Genomic DNA, 20,974 nt, shown 5'->3' with positions numbered 1-20,974 from the left:
CCGGAGAGCCGGACGGCCACTCCTCAGGAGCCACTGAAGGCAAGACCCCATAAGCCACATCCGGCCCTCCCGGGCCGCCTATCAACTTACGGAGATCCCATGAGCAGTGAGAGCCGGCCCGACGAGCAGGCCCTGCACATGCGCGAAAAGGCCGAGGAACTGGAGCGGGAGGCCCAGCGGTCCACCGACCCGGCCGAGCGGCAGCGGCTGACCGACAAGGCGCTGCACATCCGGCAGAGGCTCGAAGAGCTCCACGGGCCGGAGAGCGCCACCACGGATCCCATGTAGCCCGCGCCGACCGCAGCGGATCCCTCGCGGCGCGTCAGGCGACGTCCGCCGCTGACGGGATGTCGGCCAGCAGGAAGCGGCGCTCGTCCGGGGTGAGACCACCGCGGACGCCGTGCGCGACCCGTTCGGCGAGGGCGTGACGGCGGCAGGGGAGGCGGGCCGGGCAGGCGTGGCAGGCCGCCTTGGCGGCCTCCTCCCGCTCACGGGCGGCCGCAGCGTGCTCGCTCGTGTTCCGTACGAAGACGTCCCGTGCGGTCGTGTGGCACGGGAGGTCGAGCGGCCCGCCGTGCCAGGGCTGGGGGAGCACGTTCGTACGGGAGAGGTCGGTCACGGGCTGGTTCCTTCCGGCAGGGGGCGGTCCGTCGTGACCGCCCTGTGCGGGCGCGTATCACCGGAATACGCGCGTTCATGCACGACGGGCCAGGAGGAGCAGCACCCGTATCGCCGGCGTCCCCGCTAGAGCGCGCGATCACCGCGTGCCCGGAGCCAGCCCATCTCCACGCGGCCGAGGGAGGCCGCGCAGACCCTGCAAACGGGTCAAGGCCAGGCCGTATCCACCGCGCCAGGGCGGGGTGGCTCAGCGGCGGCGGCGTGATGGTGGCGGCGGTGGGTCGTCGGCGGGCCACAGGCCGAGCATGTCGAGCAGGGCCCGCAGGTCCTCGTCCCCCGTGGCGCGGGCGGCGACGGCCCGGCGGGCGGAAGACCGGTCGGCCTCCGTGCCGACGGCCAGTAGCGACGGCTCGTCACATCCGAAGGGATCCTTCATCCCACCGATGCGACCACGCCGGCCCGGCGAACGCACCGGCCATTGCTCCATTCGCCCCACGACCGTCTCGGCGGCCATCCCGCGCCACGACGGCGACCGGGGGGCCTCCACCTTGCCAAGGCCCGTTCCGCCGGCCGGGTGGCCGTGGCCGCCCAGCGGGCGCGTCCACCGCCGTGCCGGGGCCAGGCCGGCCACCCGCGGGGGCGATTGGGGTCCTCTTGACCGGTCTGATCGCCGGTGAGGAAACAGGGCTTGCCGTCGCCGTCACTACTGCCGTGCGCGGATCACTGCTGGCCGGCCGGCCCGTGTCGACGGCCTACTCCGCGCCTCGTGTCCGTAGTCCGCTCAAGAGCTGGTCGACATGGTGCGCGGCCTCGCCGGGTTCGAGCGGTGCGTGGCCGACCAGGAGGCGGTACCAGAAGAGGCCGAAGAGGTGGTCGGTGACGGCGTCCAGGTCGGCGGTGGCCGGGAGTTCGCCGCGGTGCACGCCTCGCGTGAGGAGGGCGACCACGACGGCGCGGCGGCTCTCCACCCACTCCCGGAAGGGTTCGGCGAAGGCGGGGTCGAGCTGGGCCTCCGCCATGAGGCCGCGCAGGGTCTTGACCCGAACGGGTTGCGCGGACACGCCGTACAGGGCGGTGGTGAAGGTGGTCAGGTCGTCGATGAGTGAGCCCGTGTCGGGTTCCGGCATGCGCTGCTCGACGGCGGTGCGGTAGGCGTCCATGACGAGAGCGGCCTTCGACTTCCACCAGCGGTAGATGGTGCTCTTGGCGACGTCGGAGCGGGCGGCGATCCGTTCGATGGTGACGGCCTGGTAGCCGAGTTCCTCGACCAGTTCGATCGCCGCGGCGAGGACGGCCTCGTGAGCGTCCTGGCTGCGGGTGCGGCCGCCGGTGCGGCGGTTTGCGGGTTCTGCGGTGGGCACGCCGCCACGGTAGCAGTCGTGCTAGCTTTAATCGAAACGCGACGGATCGTTTTGATTAAGGGGAGTGGATCGATCATGAGCGAGATCGTGGTGTCGCATGGGTACGGCGCGAGCGACGACAGCGTCTGGTTCCCGTACCTGACGGAACAGCTGGCCCCGGCGGGCCACCGGGTCACGGTGCCCCGGCTGCCGCAGACCACGGCGCCGCGGCTGGAGCCCTGGCGCAAGGCCTACGGAGAGGCCGTCCTGGCGGCCGGCCCCGCCGAGTCCACCGTGCTGGTCGGGCACAGCATCGGCGGGGTGAACGTGCTGCGCTTCCTGGAACAGCACGACCCGCAGACCGGCGGGGTGTTCGCGGGCGTACTGCTGGTGGCGACCTCGGCGCACGAGGTCGGCTACGACGAGCTCGCCGAGTTCTTCGAGGGCGGCTTCGGCTGGGAGCGGATCCGCCGCTCCGCGCGGGAGTTCAGGGTCCTCCAGGCCATGGACGACCCGGTCAACCAGCCGGACCCGACCGAGCACGTCCGGCTGCTGGTCGACGGGCTGGGCGCGACCGCGGTGGTGACACCCACGGGCGCACACTTCGGAGCGACCCCGGACGACCACGTCGAGGTACCGGAGGCCGTCCGCCTGGTCACCGAGCTGGCGGGCCGACCCCACCGAGTACCCCGCGCGACATTCCGCTTGGCCGTGGCGGAGGCTGGATGCCGAGGCAGGCCAAGCCCCCCGGGGAGGGCGGCTGCGCGCGGGGGCCTGGTTTGCGGCACGGTAGACAAGTGCGGGGCCGGAGTTGTCGGATTCTACGCAAGTACCCGAGAGGGCTTCCCCCATGTGAAACCCCAGGTCAGTAAGCCTGCACACGCGGGGATGTCCCCATCGGACCGAACCGCAAGCACCGCGGCTCGCCCTGTTCCCCGCGCACGCGGGGATGACCCCAGCGCTCGGTATCGATCGGGTGGACGGTTGGTGCCGGCTCCCGTGGCGGCAGGATCCGGTCCCTCCTTGCGGCCTGCGGAGGGACCTTTCACCTTCTGTAGCCGATGCCGTGGGTGGGATAGATTGGCTGCGGTGACGGTCTTTCACTGCGCGAGGTGTGGCGCTGAGCTCACCGCTGACCTGCAGGAACTCCCCGCTGTTCCAGACGTCTCGGAGCACGAGAGGGACCGTCGCGGTGTGACACGGCTCGCTCCGTCGACCGTCCCGCGTGGCAGCTACGCCGTCGATCCCGAGCCGTGGGGCACGCCGTTCGTGGCGTCTGAGAGCGACACCCGGTACGGGCGCGGGTGCCGGGCGCTTCTCATGCCACCTGGCATGACGGGCATGGTGCCCGCAGGGCCCAGGAACTCAGTGATCGTGCACCCCGAGGACGTGCGTTGCCTGCAGCTGACCGGGGCCCTTGGCGTCCATCACGGATGCTGCGGACCACTTGGAACCGGCGGGCGCAACATGGCCTGCGTGTGCGGGGTGCTCGTGGCCACGCTCGCTGCCGACTGTATGGGCCCTCATGAACTGCACCTCGATCCGCTTCGGACGTATGCCTTCACGGTCGATGCACCGGCGTGATCACTGACCGTTCGGGAGCCGGCGCACTATGGACCGGCACCACCGAAAGCCAGCCCCGGCGAGTGGAGGCCTCGGCTCTCTCCGGTCTCAGCCACGTCCTTTGCTTCGGACGTGGCCCGGCCCGGCAGCCGCCAGCGCAGGCCCGCCACCCCGGCGGGGCACCGCAAGCCCGCCAGGCTGAGGAGCTACCGCTCTGCGCGTTGCCGCTGTTCCCAGACAGCCTGCCGAAGTGCACCCGCAGCCACCGGGGAACAAGCCCTGCAGGCGATCTACAATTCCGAGGGGTCGAGCCGACGCTCGCCACCGCCCGGCTGCGGACCAAGGCCAGCAAGGGAGTCGGCAGGATGACGGTCGCTCAGGCCAGGGCGTTCAGGTTCGTTGAGTTCGCCCAGAAGCGGTGGCACGTGGTGAACGTGCCCGTGCCCCATCTGATCGCCCAGGCACGGGCCGGGGCCCGCTTCGAACGCGGCCGTCTGGCCGCGACCGCGCCGGCGGTGGCGGCATGACCCGACCGCACACGGGGATGCTGCACCACGTCGAGATCTGGGTACCCGACCTGGAGCGGGCCGTCGTCTCCTTCGGCTGGCTGTTGGAGAGCCTGGGCTACACGCCGTTCCAGAGCTGGACCAACGGTCGAAGCTGGCAGCTCGGACTGACCTACCTGGTCTTCGAACAGTCCCCCGCTCTGACCGCCGACCGGCACGAGCGCTGCCGGCCCGGGCTCAACCATCTGGCATTCCACGTCGAGGGAACCAGCACACTCGACGCGCTGGTCTCCGAGGCACCACGACACGGCTGGAGCCTGATGTTCCCCGACCGCCACCCACATGCCGGCGGCGAACAGATCTACGCCGCCTACCTGGAGAACACCGACGGCTTCGAGATCGAACTCGTCGCCATCAACCCATCCGAACCGGACTGACGACGATCACCTCATCCGGTCAACCTGCACCAGCCAAGGTCCTCCTACGCCTTCGGCCGGGCCCCCACCATTGCTGAGCGAGCACCCTTCGCGGCTGTGGGCTGAGGTTCTCGGAGACGCTTATCGGTCGATTTATGCCAAACACCCCGGGGTGTCCGGTTCGCAAGAAGTACTCGAAAATAGCGAGTCGGTCGAATAGAGTCCCAGGTCAGTAAGCCTGCTCCCCGCGCCTGCGGGGATGGACCCGCCCACGGCTATACCAGCGGCGTCGGCGCGCTCTGCTCCCCGCGCCTGCGGGGATGGACCCGACTCGCCGAGCTGGGCAAGGATCTCGTCCCCCTGCTCCCCGCGTCCTGTGGGGATGAACCCGCGGTCCCGGCGAGCGGGGAGAGCTGTTCGAGCTGCTCCCCGCGCCTGCAGGGATGGCCCCCGCGACCTGGGGGTGGGTGATCCGCCCGGCACTGCTCCCGGCACCCGCGGGGGTCCTGGCCGGGCGCACATCACGCTCAGGCCCTCGTGGTCCGCCTCGATACCGCCACCGCTGTATCGAGGAACACCTGCTCGTCACTACCGGCGCCTCCACCAGGGAGCGGGCGGCCACCCGAGCGTACGGCCACATTGACGCCGGCAACGCCCGCCCGGCAGCCCGATACGAAGGCTTCCGGGTCAGCGTTCTGCCCCCGATGGAATGGCTGGAGCTGATGATGGATGGGTCCCTACTTCTCCGTCACCCTCGTACCCGGACCCGGTGAACGGCTCATCACCCAGCGCCTCGGGCGGTTCGAAAAACGGCGCAACGACCCCGGACCGAAAGCATGGAAGCGGCTCTACCCTCCGCTGACTTGGCGGTGGGGCCGCTTCATGCGTGCCGCGTTCATGCCGCGCGGTACCGTCCCGGAGGAGGCGATTGACGAAGGGACACGCACAGGATGACGTACCCCACCGACAGCGCCGACGACCGCCGCCCGAAAGGGCTGATCCTCGATTTCGCCGGCGTGCTGACCGCCGACCCCCGCCCCGCCCACCGCGCATGGTGCACGGCGGAGGGTCTCGCCCCGGAGGCGTGGCGGGCCACCCTCAACGACCACCCCGAGGGCCGTCGCCTGTACGCCGCCCTCGAAGTGGGCGAGATCGGCCAGTCCGAATGGAACACGGCGACCGCAGCCCTCCTCGGCGCAGCCGTGGACCCGACGAACCTCATGGGCCGCGCGTGGTCGGGGGTGCCGACCGCCCGCCGCATGGTCGCCCTCGCCGAAGCCGCGAGAACGGCCGGCATACGCCTCGCGCTGCTCTCCAACAGTTTCGGCACGGACCCGCACAACCCGTACGTCCATGCGGGGATCTGGGACCTGTTCGACGTGCACGTCATCTCGGAGGTGGTCGGCATGGCGAAGCCCGACCCGGCGATCTACCGCCTCACCCTCGACCGGCTCGGCCTCGCGGGGGAGGAGTGTGTGTTCGCGGACGACCACCCGGTGAACCTGCCCCCGGCTGCCACCCTCGGCATCACCACCGTCCTCGCCGCCGACGAGAACACGGCCGTCGCCGAACTCGAAGAGCTCCTTGGGGTGTCCGCGGTGCCGACAGCTTGACCTCGCCGACTTCCGGCCGGTCGAGGACCGTCGCCCCCACCATGAGCGGGGGTACGGTCCGTGCCTGACCTATCACCGGAGGTGCGGCCGCGTGCAGTGGTCGGAATACAGCACTGCCGAGCGGATGAAGACACTCCGGGGTGGCGCGGAGCGCCGTCCCGGCGGTGCGCCGTGGAGATTTTAGAGGTCCGAGACGCGTTTGCCACGGCCGCGACCACACGGAAGACGCTGGGTGAGGTTCGGTGGGTTCAGCGGGCTCGGACGAAGGCTGCGATCTCGGCCGACCCAGGCCTGTAGCCGTCGGACGTGTCCACGAGGAGGGTGGGCGCGTCGAGCGAGATGTCGACGAACCCCTCCGGGCTGTAGGCGCCGGTGGCGATGCGGGTGAGGAACTCCCGGTCACCGTGGGCGGCGCGGTGCTCGTCCGAGTCGGCGCGTTCGGTCATGCGCTTGACGATGGTCGGGGTCGGGGTGGTGCAGCGGATGATCCGGAGGTCGGCGAACTTCGTGAGGGGTTCGAGGCCGGGGCGCCAGAGCCGGTCCTGGTAGGCGGCCTCGGCGACGACGGTGACACCGGCCTGAAGGAGCACGCCGAGGGTGTCGAAGAAGGCGTGCATGGCCGGGAGGTTGAGGGGGTCGCCGTCGCCCGGCTGGTAGGCCTCCGTGCTCATGACCATGCCCTGTTTGATCTCGTCGCGGATGATCGCGGGGCAGCCAAGTTCGTGGGCGAGGCTGTGCGCGAGGGTGGTCTTTCCGGTGGCGGGTGGACCGCTGACGACTACGAGGGTCGGCCTTGCTGGCATGGGGTGAGCTCCCGAGGGGTGAGCCGACGCGGTCCCTGGGCTGATCAGGCCAGCGACCGCGCTGGGACTTGATGAGTGGAAGGTGATGAATCCGGGCTGCCGGCTTGTGGACGGCCTACCCGCCGGCGAGGAGGAAGGGGCACGGGGATGCGCGGTCGATCACAGCGGGCAGGAGGCGGCGGTGCCGGCCGCTGAGGTTCATGCCGTGGCGGACCCGGCGGGCGCCAGGTCGGGGAAGGGTTCCTCCCAGACCTGCCGGATGTGCCGGCTGACCAGGGTGCGCAGGACCGGCCGGTGGGCGATGAGCAGGTCCCGGTCGAGGAGCTTGACCAGGTCCTCGTGCTGTCCCTCGGCCAGGACGGCGCGGTACGGGCCCATGCGCAGGCGCGGGCGGTCCAGGTCGTAGGAGCGCAGGCCGGCCAGGCCACGTGCAGGGGCGGGTCGGCCGTGCCGTGCACGGGGCGCCGCGAGCTCCTCAAGGGTGGCGGGCAGCCTGCCCGCGTACCGGGCGTGCAGCACCTCGGCCGTGGACGGGCCAGGGGCGGGGGAGTGCGGCGTGGACATGGACCGATTGTCCCGTGTCCCGTCCGTCCCTGTACCGCAGACGAGCCACACCGTTCGGCAACTTGCTCGGCGACCGTCCGGGCCACGGGCGGCTGCGGGCCCGCAGCGGGTTTCGGTGGCGCACCAACCGCGATCAGGTTGCCGGACTCGGGGCTTTCCCAGACGGCAGTGTGGAGGGTGACGTCCTCGGAAGGGGCTGCGTAGGTCGCCTGCGAACTGCACATGACCGCCCCGCTCTCCCGGAACAAGGACACAGGACGCATTCCCTGTCTTCGCCCGCCCGCCCGCCCGGCGGTCGGCTGAGCCGTTCCTTGGCTGCGCCCCGCTCTCTGTTGGTGCCGCGGCGAAGTTGAGGACCCGCTGCACTTCGCGCAGGTGGACAACCGGGTGTGCGCGCCAGGCGTCGGCCAGCGCGGCTCAGAAGTCCGCAGCCCTCCGTACGGGATCGGACGTCTTGCTGCCGGTGTTGACGCCCGAGGGTGGTTACTCCCAGCTTCGCGAAGAAGGCGTAGAAGCGGGCGGCGTCGGCCGGGTCGGGGTCAGGTCGGAGACGAGGGCGATGGCGGAGTAGGGGGTGCCGTGGCGGCGCAGGCGCTCGATGCGGCGCGGGGTGGCGCGAATCCGGGGTGGCCGGCGAGTGTGATGCGGTGGTGTTCATGTCTTCGTGGCCGTCGATGCTGACGCCCACGTGCATCTCGTGCTCCAGGAGGAACGTGCACCACGTGTCGTCCACGAGCGCGGCGTTCGTCTGCACGGAGCGGAGTGCTTCACGCCCTTGAAGGGGGCCATGAGGGCGGCCAGGTGTGCGCGGCCGGTGGCCAGCGGCTGGCCGCCGTGCCAGACGACCTCGAACCCCGGGTTCGCACGCAGCCCACTCGTTGACCGGGCCAGCGCCCGCTTCCGCGACGCATTCCTGGTACGCCGTGCGATCGAGGGTCAGGCGTCGGGCGATCGCTGATCGTCCAGCGTCTCTCCGGTCGGCGGTGGATGTCCTCGTAGCGGTGGCGGGTGCGCTCGATGATCTGTGTGCGGGGCAGTTCCGTGGGCCGGAAGAGCATCGGGGCCACCTCGGGAGCCTCGGGCGCTTCGGTCACCGTCTCCTCCTCGGCGCGTTTGCGTTCCTCTTCAGCGCGGTGGACAGGTTCTGGAGCGGGTGCCATCGATCAGCGACTTCGAGGGAGGGTATCGGGGGGCTTCTGTGACGCCTTGGTGCAGGCGCGATCGCCCTGTCCCGGCAGACGGTCTTCTCCGCTCCGGGATGTGTCTTCAGCCAGGCCGTGAACGTCTCGCGTTGCTCTTTCAGGCTCCCTTCGGCGTATTCGTGTGAGTATCCGTCTTCTGTATTCACGGCCAGAGGTGCCCCGGTAGCGTGGCGGATCCCGCACCGATCAGTACTGATCACGGAGGCCACCGCATTGAACCTGAACGCGAGGCCGACCCACCCTGCGATCACCGCCGAGCTCCTTCGGCGCGCCGCATCCGACCAGGCGGCCCGCCGGAGCCTTCTGGAGAACGGTGAGCCGGGCGACCTCCTTCGGATCGACGCCGAGAACGCCACATGGCTCAAGGCGGTCGTCGCCGAGCACGGCTGGCCCGGCTTCACGCTGGTGGGGGAGGAGGGGGCCGATGCCGCGTGGCTGCTCGTACAGCACGCCGACCGCGACCCCGGCTTCCAGTGCGAAGCCCGCGACCTCCTTCAGGCCGCCGTCGACGCGGGCGAGGCGCCGTCGCGGCATCTCGCCTACCTCACCGACCGGGTCCTGGTGAACTCCGGGCGACCCCAGCTCTACGGAACCCAGTACACCGGCCATGACGCCGACAGTCTCCGGCCCCACCCCGTCCAGGACCCGGAACACCTCGACGAGCGGCGCGCGGGCGTCGGGTTGGAGCCGGCTGCCGCGTACGGCCGGCGCCTGCGCGCGAGGTACGTTCCCGCAGAGAAGGAGGACCCCGCGTGACCGGCACCTGGCTGCCGCCCGAGCAGTACGTCAAGACCATCGCCAACGCCACCAGCTATGCGGCGTTCTACTTCACCGACACCGCGGGCCGTCCGATCCAGCTCCGGGCTGTCGGCGACACGGCAGTCTGGCAGTGGCCCGGCGGCAACATGGACCACGGCGAGACGCCGTGGGAGTGTGCCGTGCGGGAGTGCTTCGAGGAGACGGGGATCTCCTTCGCGGGGCCGCAGAAGCTTGTGGCCGTGCACTTCATCAGCCAGGGCGCCGACTGGCCGCTGAACAAGTTCGGCGTGATCTTCGACGGCGGACACCTCACCGACGACCAGATCAGCAGCATCACCCTCGACCCGAGCGAACACACCGAACTCCGCGTCCACACGCTCGGGGAATGGGAGCGGGTTATGCGCCCTGACGGCTTCGCCCGCCTCCAGGCCACTGATGCCGCCCGCCGCACGGGCACCGTTGCCTACCTGGAGTGGTAGCCCGTCGACTGCCGCGGGCCTGGGGGCAGGCGTCGCGCCTGTTGGCATGGCGCCTTTTTCGGCTGCAACAGGAGACTGCGGAGCAGCTGGAGTTGAATAACCCCATTTGCGCAACTTATTCGTGATGTCCAACTCGCAAGAAGTGCGCGAAAACAGTGCGCCGGTCGCATAGAGTCGCAGGTCAGGAAGCCTGCTCCCCGCGCCTGCGGGGATGAACCCCACCCTCGCTCGCGTCGTGCACTCCGTCAGATCTGCTCCCCGCGCCTGCGGGGATGAACCCACGAGCACGCGGACTACGACAGCGAGGACTACGCTGCTCCCCGCGCCTGCGGGGATGAACCCCATTCCTAGGAATGTGCTGTACTGAATACACCCTGCTCCCCGCGCCTGCGGGGATGAACCCTACGGGGTGACGCTGATGAAGACGGATACCCCCTGCTCCCCGCGCCTGCGGGGATGAACCCACCAACTCGGTGGTCATCGGAGCAGGTACCAACTGCTCCCCGCGCCTGCGGGGATGAACCCTCCCCGACGAGGTATGCCCCGAGGGCAAGATCCTGCTCCCCGCGCCTGCGGGGATGAACCCCGCTCCGTCACCGTGTACAGCCACCCGGTGGGCTGCTCCCCGCGCCTGCGGGGATGAACCCGCGGCCTCCCACATCCGTCGCGCCAGCGGCGGCTGCTCCCCGCGCCTGCGGGGATGAACCCAGCCGGGGCGGATGAGCACGGAGGAGGCGCGGCTGCTCCCCGCGCCAGCGGGGATGACCTCATGCGTGACTGGGATTTCCTTTGGGTGGGTGGGGCGGGGTGTCTCGTTCATGGTTGGCTCAGGAGGTGGGCCGCGCCGTTGTTCAGGAGTTGCTTGGCTGCGCGGTGGCCGGTGTCGGTTGGGGTGGTTGGTCATGGTGTCCGCGCTCAGGGTGCCGGCGTTGAGTGCGTGCAGTCGGGTGTCGGTGTTCCCGCGGGGTGCAGGGCCTTGAGGAGGGCGGCCGCCCGGCGGGGTGCGCTGGTGCCCGGCGGCAGGTCGGCCGGGGTGGTGGGCGGGTGGCCCGCGGAGGACGAGGGCGGCGCGGACGTCCTCGCGGGGCAGGACCGCTGCGACCGTGATGCCGGGGAGGTCCTTGGCGCAGGCGATGGTGGCGTCCAGGCGGCCGGCGAGGAGGTGTTCGTCGGCGCGGCGGGTGAAGGCGCCCTTTCCGCCGATGTCGGTCAGGGGGCCCCGGTGCTGGTCGCCCCTCGTAGGTGATCTTGGGGATGTCGAGGTCGGTGTCCGGGTGGAGGGTGCGGAAGGCCGTTGCGAAGCGGCCGGTCTGCCAGGGCCATGGGGCTGGGGCGCGTGCCCAGGCGGAACCCGTTGAGGGGGGTTTGGGGGAGGGGGAGGTACGTGGGGCCTTGCTGTGTTTGGTGTTTCGGGGTGCTCGGCGGTGGCGGGGTTCCCGTCGCCGCCGAGCAGGTCGTCGAGGTGGGTGGTTACGCGCGCCGGTCGGCTGCAGTGGCGGGCTCGCTCGGTTCAGCGGGGGACGGGATGTGGGCGTCATGGCCCGACCACTGGAAGAGGAGGCGTGAGGCGGGCTTGTCCAGGAGGGTGCCCGGCGGGAGCAGGTGGTCGGGGGTGTCGGCCGGGTAGACGGTGAGGGACGGGTCGGCGGCGTCGCGTACGTGGTGGTCCCAGGCGTGGACCGTGGTCAGTAGGTGCTCGGTCAGCTGGGGGGCCTCGCTGCCGAAGGCGTGGACGTACCACTCCCAAGTGCGGTCGGCCGGGTCGGTGGCGTGCCGGGTCTGGACGTGGATGAGGTACGCCAGGGAGGCGTTGCCGACGATCGCCGGTGCGTCGCTGCCCGGCGCGATCCGGGTGAGGGCGGAGTCCCGTTCGGGGTGCGCGGCCAGGCGGCAGAACCCGGGCAGGGTCGTGGCCGCGTACAGGTGGAGGGAGCCGAAGTAGGAGCCGGACTTCATCGTCACCCCGGTGGCCGTCTCGTGACGGGGCCCGCCGAGGGCCTCCTCCAGGCCTTCGACGCCGCGCGGGTCGCCGTCCTCGAAGCGGAGGCGGAGGGCGCCGTCGAGGAGGTCGACGGCCGGGGCCGTTCGGGCGCCGCTGCCCTGGGCCGGGACGAAGCCGCAGTGGGTGAACTTCCGTGCGTGCAGGAGGTCACCGCGTCGCTCGAACGCGATGGCACGGGTGTAGCCGCCGATCTCCAGCGGCAGGACGAGGCGGCCGCCCTCGGCGAGCTGCTCGCGCCAGGGCGGGGCGATGTCCCACACGTTGTAGGTGATCACGGCGGCGTCGAAACCTCCCCGGGGGACGAGGTGCGCGGGCGCTCCGAGGGCCGCGTCGCCCTGGTACGCGTGCACGCGCCCGCTGCCGGCCTCCGCCGTCAGCCTGCGGGTGCGGTGGACCACGTACGGGTCGATGTCGCCGGTGATCACCTGGCCGGCCGGGCCCACGACCGACGCGACCAGTTCGGCGTTGTAGCCGCCGGATCCCGCCTCGTGGACGACGGCGCCGGGTTGCAGGGCGAGGCTTTCGAGCATGTCGGCCTGGAGCCAGGCCGCGGATACGGAGCTGGTCGCGCGGCCGGTCTCGTCGCGGCGCGTGACCACGGCCAGGTCGTCGTCGTACGCGGTCGGGAGGTTCTTCTCCGGCGCGAACCGGTGCCGGGGCACCGTGCGCAGCGCCTGTCGGACCGCGGTGGACGGTGCCCAGCCGGCCTCGATCACCGCCTCGGCCATCGCCTGGCGTCGGCGTACCGCCTCGGCCGGCTCACCGGGGACGGGCGGGTGGACCGTGGCGAGGGGGTAGGCGTGGACCGGCGGCAGGCCGGGGATGACGCCGGGCCAGATCGCGGACAGGGCCTGCGCGGCCGGGGTGAAGAGGTCGCCGACGCAGGCCAGCCCGTGCAGGTCGTGGAACTCCCAGCGCTCGAACAGCTTCGGCTCGTGGACGGTGGGGGTGCCCGACCAGGCGGTGATGCGGACGACCGCGGTGAGGCGGGGGGTGCCGTGGCTGTCGTCGGCGAGCATCGTCACCACGTACGCGTCGGAGGGGGAGGCGGTCAGGCCGGTTTCCTCGGCCAGTTCGCGTACGGCCGCGGAGGCGAAGTCCTCCGGCCCGGTGGTCTTGCCGCCCGGGAGTTCCCACATGCCACGGGTGGAACGGCCGAGCAGGACCCGGCCCGCCCCGTCGGTGACGACGGCGAGGGCGCCGGTCAGGGCGTGGCCGGTGGTCGGCGGCCTCTCGGCGGCGGTGGTGTCCGCGGCGCAGGGGCCGCGCAGGACGAGGACGGCGAGTCCCTCGGCTTCGTGCCGGGTGGTCTGCTTCCAGCCGGCGGTGAGCAGGGCGATCTCCTCCTCGTCGAGGGCGATGTCGCGCCGCTCGGCGGGGGTGCGGTCGGCGGTGGGGGTGATGACCACGAGCGCGCCGCCCTCGCGCAGCCGTTCGCCGAGGGAGTGCAGGACGCGGGTGCGGTCGCGCAGGAACGGGTACGCCAGGCGGAGGGTGATCAGGTCGTAGCCGTCGGGGTGCAGGTCGGCGGGGTCGTCGTGGTCGATGTCCAGTCGGAGCCAGCGCACGCCGTCGGTGTTCTGGTGCTCCACCTGGGCGCGGTCGATCGCGCTGTCGGCGTAGTCGACGGCGTCGACCGCGTAGCCGATGCGGGCGAGGTGGGCGGCCAGTTCGCCGGTGCCGCAGCCCACGTCGAGGGCCCGGCCGCCGCTGTCGGGGGCGGGGGTGTGCTCGGCGAGCAGGGCCCGTTCGGCGTCGCCCAGGGGGCGGAAGCCGTGGCCGTCGGCGTAGTGCTGGTGCCATTCCTCGCGGGCGGTGTATCCCATGGTGCTGCTCCTCGACTGGGCGGGTGGGGGTGGGGGTGCGGGCGTGGGTGCTTCGGTGGGTGGTCGGTTGGTCGTGGGCGGCTCGGGGTGCGGCGGCCGCGTTCGATCAGTTCCGGGTCGCCGTGGGTGGCGTCGTACTGGATGCCGGAGGTGGCGTCGAGTGCGGAGAGGTGCTCCTGCTCGGCTGTGGTGAGGCGGCGGCCGTAGCCGGCAGCCGTCATGGCCACGTACAGGTCCGGGCGGCCGTGCCAGGCGTCGGCGAGGCGTACGAAGTCCCGTACGGCCGGGCCGTGCTCGGCGCCCTCGACCGGGCGGAGGCCTCGTCCCAGCGCAGGTTGCGGAGCTGGAGGTCGCCGTGTGGGGCGGGCGACCCTCGCGGCCGTCGCCCGGATGAACTCCTCGTCGCCCGGGGTGAGGTGGGGGCGGGCCGCGTCCAGATGCCGTTCCCGCTTCCCCAGCGGGCCGGGGCGGGGGCGGCGAGCCGGCCGATGTGGCGGAAGATCCGGCGCTGCTCCGCCGGGGCGCAGGGAGCGGCCCGGGACCGCCGTGAAGGCGACGGCCCGCAGGGTGCCGTCGGCGGTCACCAGGCCGGGCGCGGCCGCGCCCAGGCCGGGACCCAGCTGCGGAAGGCCGCCGTCTCCCGCTGGTGGAAGCGGTCGCCGGTGCCACCCCGTTGTCAGACCCTCGCCTTATGTTGTTCCGGTGATTCACGATGCGCTTGATCAACGGGTGGCCGAGGCCGCGGCCGTCGACGTCCGGCTGGCGAAGGTGGAGTTCGACGGCGCCGGCGAGTGGCTGGCCGCCGCCCGCCAGGGGCCCTCCGAGCCGCTTGCCGCAGAAGTGTGGGTCTTCGATGAGGAGCTCGCTCGGGTGCTGCTCGTTCATCACCGGTGGCGGGGCCTGGTCCCACCGGGAGGACGCGTTGAGCCGGGGGAAACGCCCCGCGAGGGAGCACGTCGTGAGCTCTTCGAGGAGACCGGCGTCAAAGCCGAGTTGCTGCCGGAACCTGCCGTGGCCACGGTGCGCTCCTACCGCCGGGACTTGCCGGCGACTCTTGGGCTGTCGTTCGTCGCGATCACGAGTACGGCAACACCCCTGGTCACCGAGGACGGACAGCCCGCGGCCTGGACCTCCCTGAACGAGGACTGGTCCAGCTACTTCCCCGAGGACGCATCGCGCGTCCGCCGGCATGCGCGCTGGCTGCGTGAGGTCTCCGGCCGCTGATCCGAAGCACCCATTACCTGGGGACGGGCTGGGCGTGGTGCTGAAGCTCGACACGTGGGGCCTCCAGGTCGGTGACGGGTCCGACGGCCTTCTCGGCGAAGGCCCGGACCCGGGGCTCCGCCCCGACCGATCCCGCTGCGGGCACGGGACGGCGCCGGTCGCGGGCGGGGTCGTAGGCGATCGGGTCGCCGGGCTGCTGGAAGTGCACGGCCATCGGCTGGCCGGCCCGGTAGGTGTCCAGCCCGGCCCGGCAGTACGCGACCATCGGCTCCGGCAGCGCGTCGAGCGCGTACCAGCCCATCGCGTCGCAGACGTCCGGCTCCCGGACGGCCGGGGTGCCCCGCCAGGTGCGGACCTCGAAGAAGACCCCGGTCCGCGACCGGCCTCCGGGGCCACGGTGGTGCACGGTGACCGCGAACCGCACCTCCGCCGGGTCGACGACCACCCCGGTCTCCTCGCGGGCCTCGCGGACCAGTGCCTCCACGAGGTCCTCGTGCGGGCCGTCCAGGTGCCCGGACGGCAGGTGCCACATGCCGGCGGCGTAGACCTCGCCCGCCCTGCGCGACAGGAGGACCTCCGGGCCGGTGACACCCTCGCGGCGCAGGATCAGGTGGACGTCTACGGCCTCGCGGTGCCGCTGCCCGCCGCCGCTCACGACGCGGCTCCCGGGCGGCGGGCCAGCAGTACGGTGAACACCGCGTCCTCGCGCAGCACCCCGCCGAGGGCGTACTCCGCGAGCAGCCGGAGGGCCTGCGCCTCGAACTCCTCGTGCCGGTCCGCGAAGAGGCCGGGGCGGGCGAAGCTGGTGCTGCGCAGGTAGCCGACGGCCGACTCGGGGGTCCAGGCTCGGGTGACGGGGAAGCGGTGCCGGCTCACCTCGCTGAACGCCGAGTCGGCGAGGTCCTCCTCGTAGGAGCGGTCCGGCTCGGTGTAGGTGCCGCGGGTGCCCGCGCGGCGGTCGCGGCCCAGGTGGCTCCGGATCAGCTCGCGCAGCGCTGCCGTCCAGTCGGCGTCGTGCGTCCACAGGCTTCCGTCGCCCATGATCGCCACGGCGGCGTGCGGGGCGGCCACCCGGTCCGCCATCCGCAGGACCGCCGGCCGGTCCATCCAGTGGAAGGCCCGGCAGCAGGTGATCAGGTCGGGGCGGGGGTGCGCGGGGTGCGGGGCGAAGGTGTGGGCCGGGCCGAGGTGGGTGTCGGCCGTGCGCGTGCCGAGGAGGGGTGCGAGTTCGGCCGTCGCCCGTGCGAGCATCTCCGGGCTGACGTCGACGAGGTCCACGTGCGCGAGGCGTGGCACGACGGGCAGCAGGGCGCGGGGGACCTGGGCCGTGCCGGTGCCCAGGTCCAGCAGGACCGGTGCGGGAACCCCGTGCAGGGACGCGGCGAGCAGGCGGACGGCGGCGTCCGGCACGCCCGGCCGGTAGCGGGCGTACGCGGCGGCCGCGCCCGGGCCGAACAGTTCCTCGTCGGCGGAACGGGTGGTCACCGGGGGCCTCCAGGGGTGTGAGGGGCGTCGGGCAGGGGCCAGGACAGGGAGCCGCAGAGGCTGGTCACGCGTTGGCCGCCGCCGGGGTCGAACTCCAGCCGGTACGCGGCGGGCGAGCCGGCCGCACGCCAGCGGGCGGCGACGTCGTGGATCTCCGCCCAGATGTCGCGCGGCCCGCGGGAGGTGACCTCCCGGCCGCCGGGCCCGGTGCTGCGTCGCGCCCGCATCCAGGACCCGCAGCCGGGCGCGCCGATGGTGAGCTCGTCGTCCGCTGCGCCGAAGTCGCGGACGAGCCCGGGGCGGAGGTGGTCGAGGGCCAGCCACATGCCGCGGTCGGTGTCGGCGGGCGGTTCGAGTCGGCTGTGCCGCGTCCGGTCGGCGCCCTCGCCCGCAGCGATCTCCTTGCGGAAGTCGGAGGAAAGGAACAGCCGGTCGAAACCGACGCCGCCGCGGTGCCCGTATTCCACCGCGACCAGCTCCGCCTCCACCTCCCCGGCGGCTGTCCTGGTGATCACGGCCAGCCCCGGCCAGGACGGTGAGGCCGTCCCCAGCGTCATCAACGCCCGGCCGCCCGGCGCGAGTTGGTCGACCAGCGCCGGCGGGACCCGGGGGACGGCGAAGGACACGAGGATCCGGTCGTACGGGCCCAGCCGCGGCCAGCCGGCCAGGCCGTCCCCCGTCACCACGGCCGCCGGCCGGAACCCGGCGGCCGCCAGGTGTACCCGTGCGGCCTCGCCGACGTGGGCGTCGACGTCGAGGGTGACGACACCGCTCTTGCCCGTCTCCTCCTCGCCGCACACGAAGCAGGCCACGGCGGCGGTCACCCCGGCGCCGGTGCCGACGTCCAGTACCCGCTGCCCGGGGCGCAGGTCCAGGCGCCGCAGCAGGCCGGCGGTCATGCCGAGGGTGCTCGACATCGCCGTGATGGAGCCGCCGGACCGGTAGCCGGCGCGGCGCCCGAGGATCGGCTCGCGGTCGTGCTGGACCAGCACGCTGTCCCCGCTGTGCAGCAGGCGCAGCAGCTCGTCCCGGTGCTCCGGCCGGGCCCAGTCCAGCAGTTCCCAGGACGGAGGTTCGTCGGGGGCGCTGCGCCGTACGTACGCCTGCGGCATCAGCACCTCGCGCGGAAGCGCGAGCAGCGCCGCGCGCACCGGGCCGTCGGCGTCCAGTTCCCCGGCTTCCACCAGGCGGGCGACCATCGCCGCCCGAGCGGCGCCGGTGTTCGGATCGGCGGGGAGGGCGGCGGGGCGTGGTCCGGGCACCGCCGGGGCGGCGGCCCTCTCGCTGCTGTTCAGCTGGTGCGTCATACCGCTCCTCCGTTCATCGAGCCCTGCCGGCGCCCGCTGGGGGCCGGCTGCGGGTGCCGGGCGGAGTCGGCCGGGGCGTCGGGCTCGGGCATGTGCCGCAGGTGGCGCAGCGGGGAGCGGGCCAGGACCAGGAACGGGACGACGAGCAGAACGGCGCCGACGGCGAGCGCGGGCCGTACGCCGACCCAGGTGCCGAGGCCCCCGGCCAGCAGCGTCCCCGCCGGCCGGGCACCGGAGGTCAGGCAGGTGCTCACGGCCTGCATCCGGGCCTGCATTCCGGACTCGGTGACGAGCTGCCGGATGGACCGCTGCGTGGTGCTGGCCGCCCCGGCGCAGGCCAGTTGAAGGAACAGGGCCGCGCCGATGGTGACCTGCCAGGCGGGCCCGGGGGAGGCCAGCAGCAGGGGGAGTTGGGTGAGCGGGGCGAGAGCGAGGGCGCCGAGCATCATCGGCCCGGGCCCGTACCGCCGCGCGAGGGCGGGGGCGGCCCACGCACCGGCTGCCGCGCCGAGCGCACCGACCCCCAGGACCACGCCGAACACCGTCGAGCCCACCTCCAGGTCCCGCAGCAGGTACACCGCCCACAAGGTGTTCAGCAGCGCCAGGGCGAGCGAGGTGGCGGCGTTGACCCGGGTGAGGACGCTCAGCCGGTGGTCTGCCCGTACGTACCGCAGCCCCTCGGCGATCTCCGTCCGCATCCGTTCCTTCCGGGCCGGGGCCGGGGCGGTCTCGCGGGTGTGGATACGGGCGGTGCAGCAGGCGCTCACCAGGTAGGAGGCGACGTCGCCGAGCAGGGCGCGGGCCGGCCCGAGCAGCGCGGTCAGGGCGGCGCCGATGGTGCTGCCGGCGGTGGCGGCGACCGCGAACAGCGCGCCCGTGCGGCTGTTGCCCCGCTGGATCAGGGACCGGTCGACCAGCTGCGGCAGCAGGCTGATCGCCGCCGCGTCGTGCAGCACGCCCGCGGCACCCCGTACGACGGCGACGACCATGAGGTGCGCCAGCGTCAGCGACCCCAAGGCTCCCGCCAGCGGCACGCTCGCCAACGCGGCGGCGCTCACCAGGTCCCCCGTCACCATCTGGCGGCGCTTGGGGTACCGGTCGGCGAGCGCACCGGCGTGCAACGCGAGCAGCGCGGGCGGAAGCTGCCCCAGGAACGCCAGCCAGGCCACCTGCCCGGTGGTGGCATCCAGCCGGAGCACGGCCAGCACGGGGAGCGCCGCCGAGGTGATGGAACTGCCGGCCACACTGGCGCTCTGGCCGGCGAGGTACCGGCGGAAGCCGCGGTGCCGCCACAGCGAGGTGGCGGCCGCGCCCGCGCTCCGGTCGCGTTCGGTCATGCCCCCCACCTCGTATCCGGACGTGCCGCAGCACGGGTGCCCGTGACGCGCCGGACCCGCGCGGCGGCGACGGCGAGTCGAACGGGCGTGGTCCGGGGGGCGAAGGGAAGGGCGGTCCGACGATGGGGCAGGGGGTACATGCTCGCCTCCGGAAAGGGGTGTTGAGGGTCGGTCGGCGGGCTTAACGAAGGCACTCGGCGTGTCGAACACACGTCTTTGAGACGCACCGGAATCCCGGCTATCAGGCGAATACACGTTCGTGCCGCCTACACCGACCCGCACGGGCCTTGGCCCGTGCCGGGGATGGACAATGGCCGAAACGCCGACGCCGATCTCGCGACCTGGCGGCCGGCTCGGCGCGCGCCCGTGTCGTGGCGGATCCAAGAGGCATGCCAGGCGGAGCCCGTTGAGCGGCTGTGGCAGCTCCGGTACGTCACCCGCACTCCGGCGAACTGGGATCCCACGTCAGCCCTGCGCCCGACGCCAGCCCTCGCCCCAGCCGAGCCCACCCCGAGCTGTGGCCAGCCGCGGACTGCGAGAAGCGAGTAGCGGTGGGCCGTTTCACCTCCGGCGGGTAGGCATTCGCGAGGGGCACCCAAATGCACCGGCGGCAGTCCCTCGGGGGAGGGGGCTCGGCCCCCCCATTCGGTGACGCAGGCGAATGAGCGGTATATCCGAATTGCCGGAATCGATGAAAGTGCTTCAGAACACCGATCTCCCCGCCTAAAGTGGCAGGCCAAGAAGCCTGCTCCTCGCACCCGCGGGGATGACCCCAACACCGCGATGGTGCGCGGTGAGGAGCTGATCTGCTCCCCGCACCCGCGGGGATGACCCCCCGAGGTGCGGCGTGACGCCCCTCGGCATTCGCTGCTCCCCGCACCCGCGGGGATGACCCCGTCGGGATCCTCGTGTTCGTTTCCATCGCGCCCTGCTCCCCGCACCCGCGGGGATGACCCCGTCACGGACTGGGCGCCGACCGTCTGCTGCTGCTGCTCCCCGCACCCGCGGGGATGACCCCCGGGCGGTGACCCGCACGCGGCCCAGGACGCTCTGCTCCCCGCACCCGCGGGGATGACCCCTACCCGCGAGTTAACTGCCTGAGGCGTTTGACCTGCTCCCCGCACCCGCGGGGATGACCCCGGGCCCGCATCGCCGCCGCGGACACCGCGGACCTGCTCCCCGCACCCGCGGGGATGACCCCACTGCCGGGGCTGTGACCGGGGGAATCGGAGCCTGCTCCCCGCACCCGCGGGGATGACCCCATCTCGTCGGGCTACCAGCTGACCGACACCGCCTGCTCCCCGCACCCGCGGGGATGACCCCTCCTCGGCCGCGCTGGAGGTCGGCGACGTACCCTGCTCCCCGCACCCGCGGGGATGACCCCTCCGACCGGGGCCGTTCTGCTGTGCTGGATCCCTGCTCCCCGCACCCGCGGGGATGACCCCATTGACATCTGGGGTGTGCCTCACACCATGGCCTGCTCCCCGCACCCGCGGGGATGACCCCTGGCGGCGGCCGCAGACCGCGGGCGTCGGCTCCTGCTCCCCGCACCCGCGGGGATGACCCCGGCCTGCATGCTCTCGCGCGCCCGGCCCGCCTCTGCTCCCCGCACCCGCGGGGATGACCCCTGTGGCGCCGCCCGCCTCCCTTCCCCCCGCTGCTGCTCCCCGCACCCGCGGGGATGACCCCAACACCAACCGGCGCTGGCAGCAGAAACAGGGCTGCTCCCCGCACCCGCGGGGATGACCCCGCCTCCCAGAGCGGCCCACAGCCCATCCTGCGGATGCTCGCTGCTCCCCGCACCCGCGGGGATGACCCCAACCGGGGCCGCGCCCAGCGCGTGTGGGTGGCCTGCTCCCCGCGCCCGCGGGGATGACCCCCCGCCGCCGGACACCTGCGCGGCGCCCATGACCTGCTCCCCGCACCCGCG

Annotated in this window: 18 protein-coding genes, 1 pseudogene and 2 CRISPR repeat arrays (1 of these 21 running past the window's edge); of the genes and pseudogenes, 8 read left to right on the top strand and 11 right to left on the bottom strand. The window is 72.6% G+C overall.

Translation table 11 applies throughout. The features are described from left to right. Nucleotides 1–99 precede the first annotated feature (99 nt). Entirely contained in the window at nucleotides 100–288 is a 189-nt protein-coding gene (locus tag AB0F18_RS14755; protein WP_362059542.1) for a DUF6381 family protein, read from the top strand. A gap of 34 nt (nucleotides 289–322) precedes the next feature. On the opposite strand, the gene AB0F18_RS14750 is transcribed toward AB0F18_RS14755, so the two are convergent. The 3 genes from AB0F18_RS14750 to AB0F18_RS14740 all read right to left on the bottom strand — a co-directional run bounded on the left by AB0F18_RS14750 (nucleotide 323) and on the right by AB0F18_RS14740 (nucleotide 1,979). Then, a complete protein-coding gene (locus tag AB0F18_RS14750; RefSeq protein WP_362059539.1) occupies nucleotides 323–619 on the bottom strand; it encodes a WhiB family transcriptional regulator in 297 nt (98 codons plus the stop codon). A gap of 246 nt (nucleotides 620–865) precedes the next feature. Beyond that, nucleotides 866–1,054 (bottom strand): hypothetical protein, encoded by a 189-nt coding sequence (locus AB0F18_RS14745; RefSeq protein WP_362059536.1) that lies wholly within the window; start codon nucleotides 1,052–1,054, stop codon nucleotides 866–868. Nucleotides 1,055–1,370: 316 nt separating this feature from the next. Then, on the bottom strand, nucleotides 1,371–1,979 hold the full coding sequence (locus tag AB0F18_RS14740) for a TetR/AcrR family transcriptional regulator (protein ID WP_362059533.1): 609 nt from the start codon (nucleotides 1,977–1,979) through the stop codon (nucleotides 1,371–1,373). A 75-nt stretch (nucleotides 1,980–2,054) separates the two neighbouring features. Here AB0F18_RS14740 and AB0F18_RS14735 point away from each other — a divergent pair, with 75 nt between their 5' ends. From AB0F18_RS14735 to AB0F18_RS14720, 4 genes are all read left to right on the top strand, one after another. Beyond that, nucleotides 2,055–3,542: an alpha/beta hydrolase gene (locus tag AB0F18_RS14735; protein ID WP_362059530.1), complete on the top strand. Its 1,488-nt coding sequence runs from the start codon at nucleotides 2,055–2,057 to the stop codon at nucleotides 3,540–3,542. 344 nt (nucleotides 3,543–3,886) lie between these two features. Then, nucleotides 3,887–4,048, top strand: coding sequence for a hypothetical protein (locus AB0F18_RS14730; RefSeq protein WP_362059527.1), 162 nt, complete (start codon nucleotides 3,887–3,889; stop codon nucleotides 4,046–4,048). Further along, nucleotides 4,045–4,464 (top strand): VOC family protein, encoded by a 420-nt coding sequence (locus tag AB0F18_RS14725; protein ID WP_362059524.1) that lies wholly within the window; start codon nucleotides 4,045–4,047, stop codon nucleotides 4,462–4,464. The genes AB0F18_RS14730 and AB0F18_RS14725 overlap by 4 nt, the downstream gene beginning before the upstream one ends. Before the next feature lie 929 nt (nucleotides 4,465–5,393). Further along, nucleotides 5,394–6,056 carry an HAD-IA family hydrolase gene (locus AB0F18_RS14720; RefSeq protein WP_362059521.1) on the top strand — a complete coding sequence of 221 codons (663 nt, stop codon included), beginning with the start codon at nucleotides 5,394–5,396 and terminating at the stop codon, nucleotides 6,054–6,056. 248 nt (nucleotides 6,057–6,304) lie between these two features. Here the strand turns inward: AB0F18_RS14720 and AB0F18_RS14715 are convergent, their stop codons facing one another. Then, nucleotides 6,305–6,859, bottom strand: coding sequence for an AAA family ATPase (locus AB0F18_RS14715; protein WP_362059518.1), 555 nt, complete (start codon nucleotides 6,857–6,859; stop codon nucleotides 6,305–6,307). A gap of 198 nt (nucleotides 6,860–7,057) precedes the next feature. Next, entirely contained in the window at nucleotides 7,058–7,423 is a 366-nt protein-coding gene (locus AB0F18_RS14710) for a hypothetical protein (RefSeq protein WP_362059515.1), read from the bottom strand. A gap of 1,415 nt (nucleotides 7,424–8,838) precedes the next feature. Between AB0F18_RS14710 and AB0F18_RS14705 the strand changes: the two genes are divergently transcribed. Together AB0F18_RS14705 and AB0F18_RS14700 are read left to right on the top strand one after the other, a co-directional pair. Next, a complete protein-coding gene (locus AB0F18_RS14705; protein ID WP_362059513.1) occupies nucleotides 8,839–9,381 on the top strand; it encodes a DUF6624 domain-containing protein in 543 nt (180 codons plus the stop codon). Further along, the gene (locus tag AB0F18_RS14700) at nucleotides 9,378–9,863 is read left to right on the top strand and encodes an NUDIX hydrolase (RefSeq protein ID WP_362059510.1); all 486 of its coding nucleotides are present in this window, start codon (nucleotides 9,378–9,380) and stop codon (nucleotides 9,861–9,863) included. Before AB0F18_RS14705 ends, AB0F18_RS14700 begins: the two co-directional genes overlap by 4 nt. 190 nt (nucleotides 9,864–10,053) lie before the next feature. Next, nucleotides 10,054–10,632: direct repeats of the CRISPR family, unit length 29 nt; unit sequence CTGCTCCCCGCGCCTGCGGGGATGAACCC. Nucleotides 10,633–10,974: 342 nt separating this feature from the next. Here the strand turns inward: AB0F18_RS14700 and AB0F18_RS14695 are convergent. Together AB0F18_RS14695 and fxlM are read right to left on the bottom strand one after the other, a co-directional pair. Then, nucleotides 10,975–11,067 (bottom strand): annotated as a pseudogene (locus tag AB0F18_RS14695) (hydroxymethylbilane synthase); the annotation flags it as partial. Between the two features lie 266 nt (nucleotides 11,068–11,333). After that, entirely contained in the window at nucleotides 11,334–13,691 is a 2,358-nt protein-coding gene (fxlM, locus tag AB0F18_RS14690; protein WP_362059507.1) for a methyltransferase, FxLD system, read from the bottom strand. Between the two features lie 702 nt (nucleotides 13,692–14,393). Between fxlM and AB0F18_RS14685 the strand changes: the two genes are divergently transcribed. Next, nucleotides 14,394–14,915, top strand: coding sequence for an NUDIX hydrolase (locus AB0F18_RS14685; RefSeq protein ID WP_362059504.1), 522 nt, complete (start codon nucleotides 14,394–14,396; stop codon nucleotides 14,913–14,915). 13 nt (nucleotides 14,916–14,928) lie between these two features. Here AB0F18_RS14685 and AB0F18_RS14680 read toward each other — a convergent pair whose 3' ends face one another. From AB0F18_RS14680 to AB0F18_RS14665, 4 genes are read right to left on the bottom strand one after another with little or no spacing between them, the layout of a single operon-like run. After that, nucleotides 14,929–15,570 carry an NUDIX domain-containing protein gene (locus tag AB0F18_RS14680; protein WP_362059501.1) on the bottom strand — a complete coding sequence of 214 codons (642 nt, stop codon included), beginning with the start codon at nucleotides 15,568–15,570 and terminating at the stop codon, nucleotides 14,929–14,931. Next, a complete protein-coding gene (locus AB0F18_RS14675) occupies nucleotides 15,567–16,400 on the bottom strand; it encodes a class I SAM-dependent methyltransferase (RefSeq protein ID WP_362059498.1) in 834 nt (277 codons plus the stop codon). Before AB0F18_RS14675 ends, AB0F18_RS14680 begins: the two co-directional genes overlap by 4 nt. Then, nucleotides 16,397–17,707 carry a protein-L-isoaspartate O-methyltransferase gene (locus AB0F18_RS14670; protein ID WP_362059495.1) on the bottom strand — a complete coding sequence of 437 codons (1,311 nt, stop codon included), beginning with the start codon at nucleotides 17,705–17,707 and terminating at the stop codon, nucleotides 16,397–16,399. Before AB0F18_RS14670 ends, AB0F18_RS14675 begins: the two co-directional genes overlap by 4 nt. After that, complete coding sequence (locus AB0F18_RS14665; protein ID WP_362059492.1) at nucleotides 17,704–19,044, bottom strand: MFS transporter; 1,341 nt, start codon at nucleotides 19,042–19,044, stop codon at nucleotides 17,704–17,706. The genes AB0F18_RS14670 and AB0F18_RS14665 overlap by 4 nt, the downstream gene beginning before the upstream one ends. Nucleotides 19,045–19,789: 745 nt before the next feature. Continuing rightward, nucleotides 19,790–20,974: direct repeats of the CRISPR family, unit length 29 nt; unit sequence CTGCTCCCCGCACCCGCGGGGATGACCCC; it runs 133 nt beyond the window's last position.

This window comes from Streptomyces sp. NPDC029216, from assembly GCF_040648015.1.
In the GTDB taxonomy this organism is placed as follows: Bacteria; Actinomycetota; Actinomycetes; order Streptomycetales; family Streptomycetaceae; genus Streptomyces.
The sequence above is the reverse complement of the archived record's forward strand: the minus strand, read 5'-3'. Positions and strand labels throughout refer to the sequence as shown.

Coding starts and splice junctions, on each gene's coding strand:
- AB0F18_RS14755 (WP_362059542.1), top strand. CDS start 100: ATGAGCAGTGAGAGCCGGCCCGACGAGCAGGCCCTGCACATGCGCGAA.
- AB0F18_RS14725 (WP_362059524.1), top strand. CDS start 4,045: ATGACCCGACCGCACACGGGGATGCTGCACCACGTCGAGATCTGGGTA.
- AB0F18_RS14735 (WP_362059530.1), top strand. CDS start 2,055: ATGAGCGAGATCGTGGTGTCGCATGGGTACGGCGCGAGCGACGACAGC.
- AB0F18_RS14745 (WP_362059536.1), bottom strand. CDS start 1,054: ATGAAGGATCCCTTCGGATGTGACGAGCCGTCGCTACTGGCCGTCGGC.
- AB0F18_RS14665 (WP_362059492.1), bottom strand. CDS start 19,044: ATGACCGAACGCGACCGGAGCGCGGGCGCGGCCGCCACCTCGCTGTGG.
- AB0F18_RS14715 (WP_362059518.1), bottom strand. CDS start 6,859: ATGCCAGCAAGGCCGACCCTCGTAGTCGTCAGCGGTCCACCCGCCACC.
- AB0F18_RS14670 (WP_362059495.1), bottom strand. CDS start 17,707: ATGACGCACCAGCTGAACAGCAGCGAGAGGGCCGCCGCCCCGGCGGTG.
- AB0F18_RS14720 (WP_362059521.1), top strand. CDS start 5,394: ATGACGTACCCCACCGACAGCGCCGACGACCGCCGCCCGAAAGGGCTG.
- fxlM (WP_362059507.1), bottom strand. CDS start 13,691: ATGGGATACACCGCCCGCGAGGAATGGCACCAGCACTACGCCGACGGC.
- AB0F18_RS14710 (WP_362059515.1), bottom strand. CDS start 7,423: ATGTCCACGCCGCACTCCCCCGCCCCTGGCCCGTCCACGGCCGAGGTG.
- AB0F18_RS14730 (WP_362059527.1), top strand. CDS start 3,887: ATGACGGTCGCTCAGGCCAGGGCGTTCAGGTTCGTTGAGTTCGCCCAG.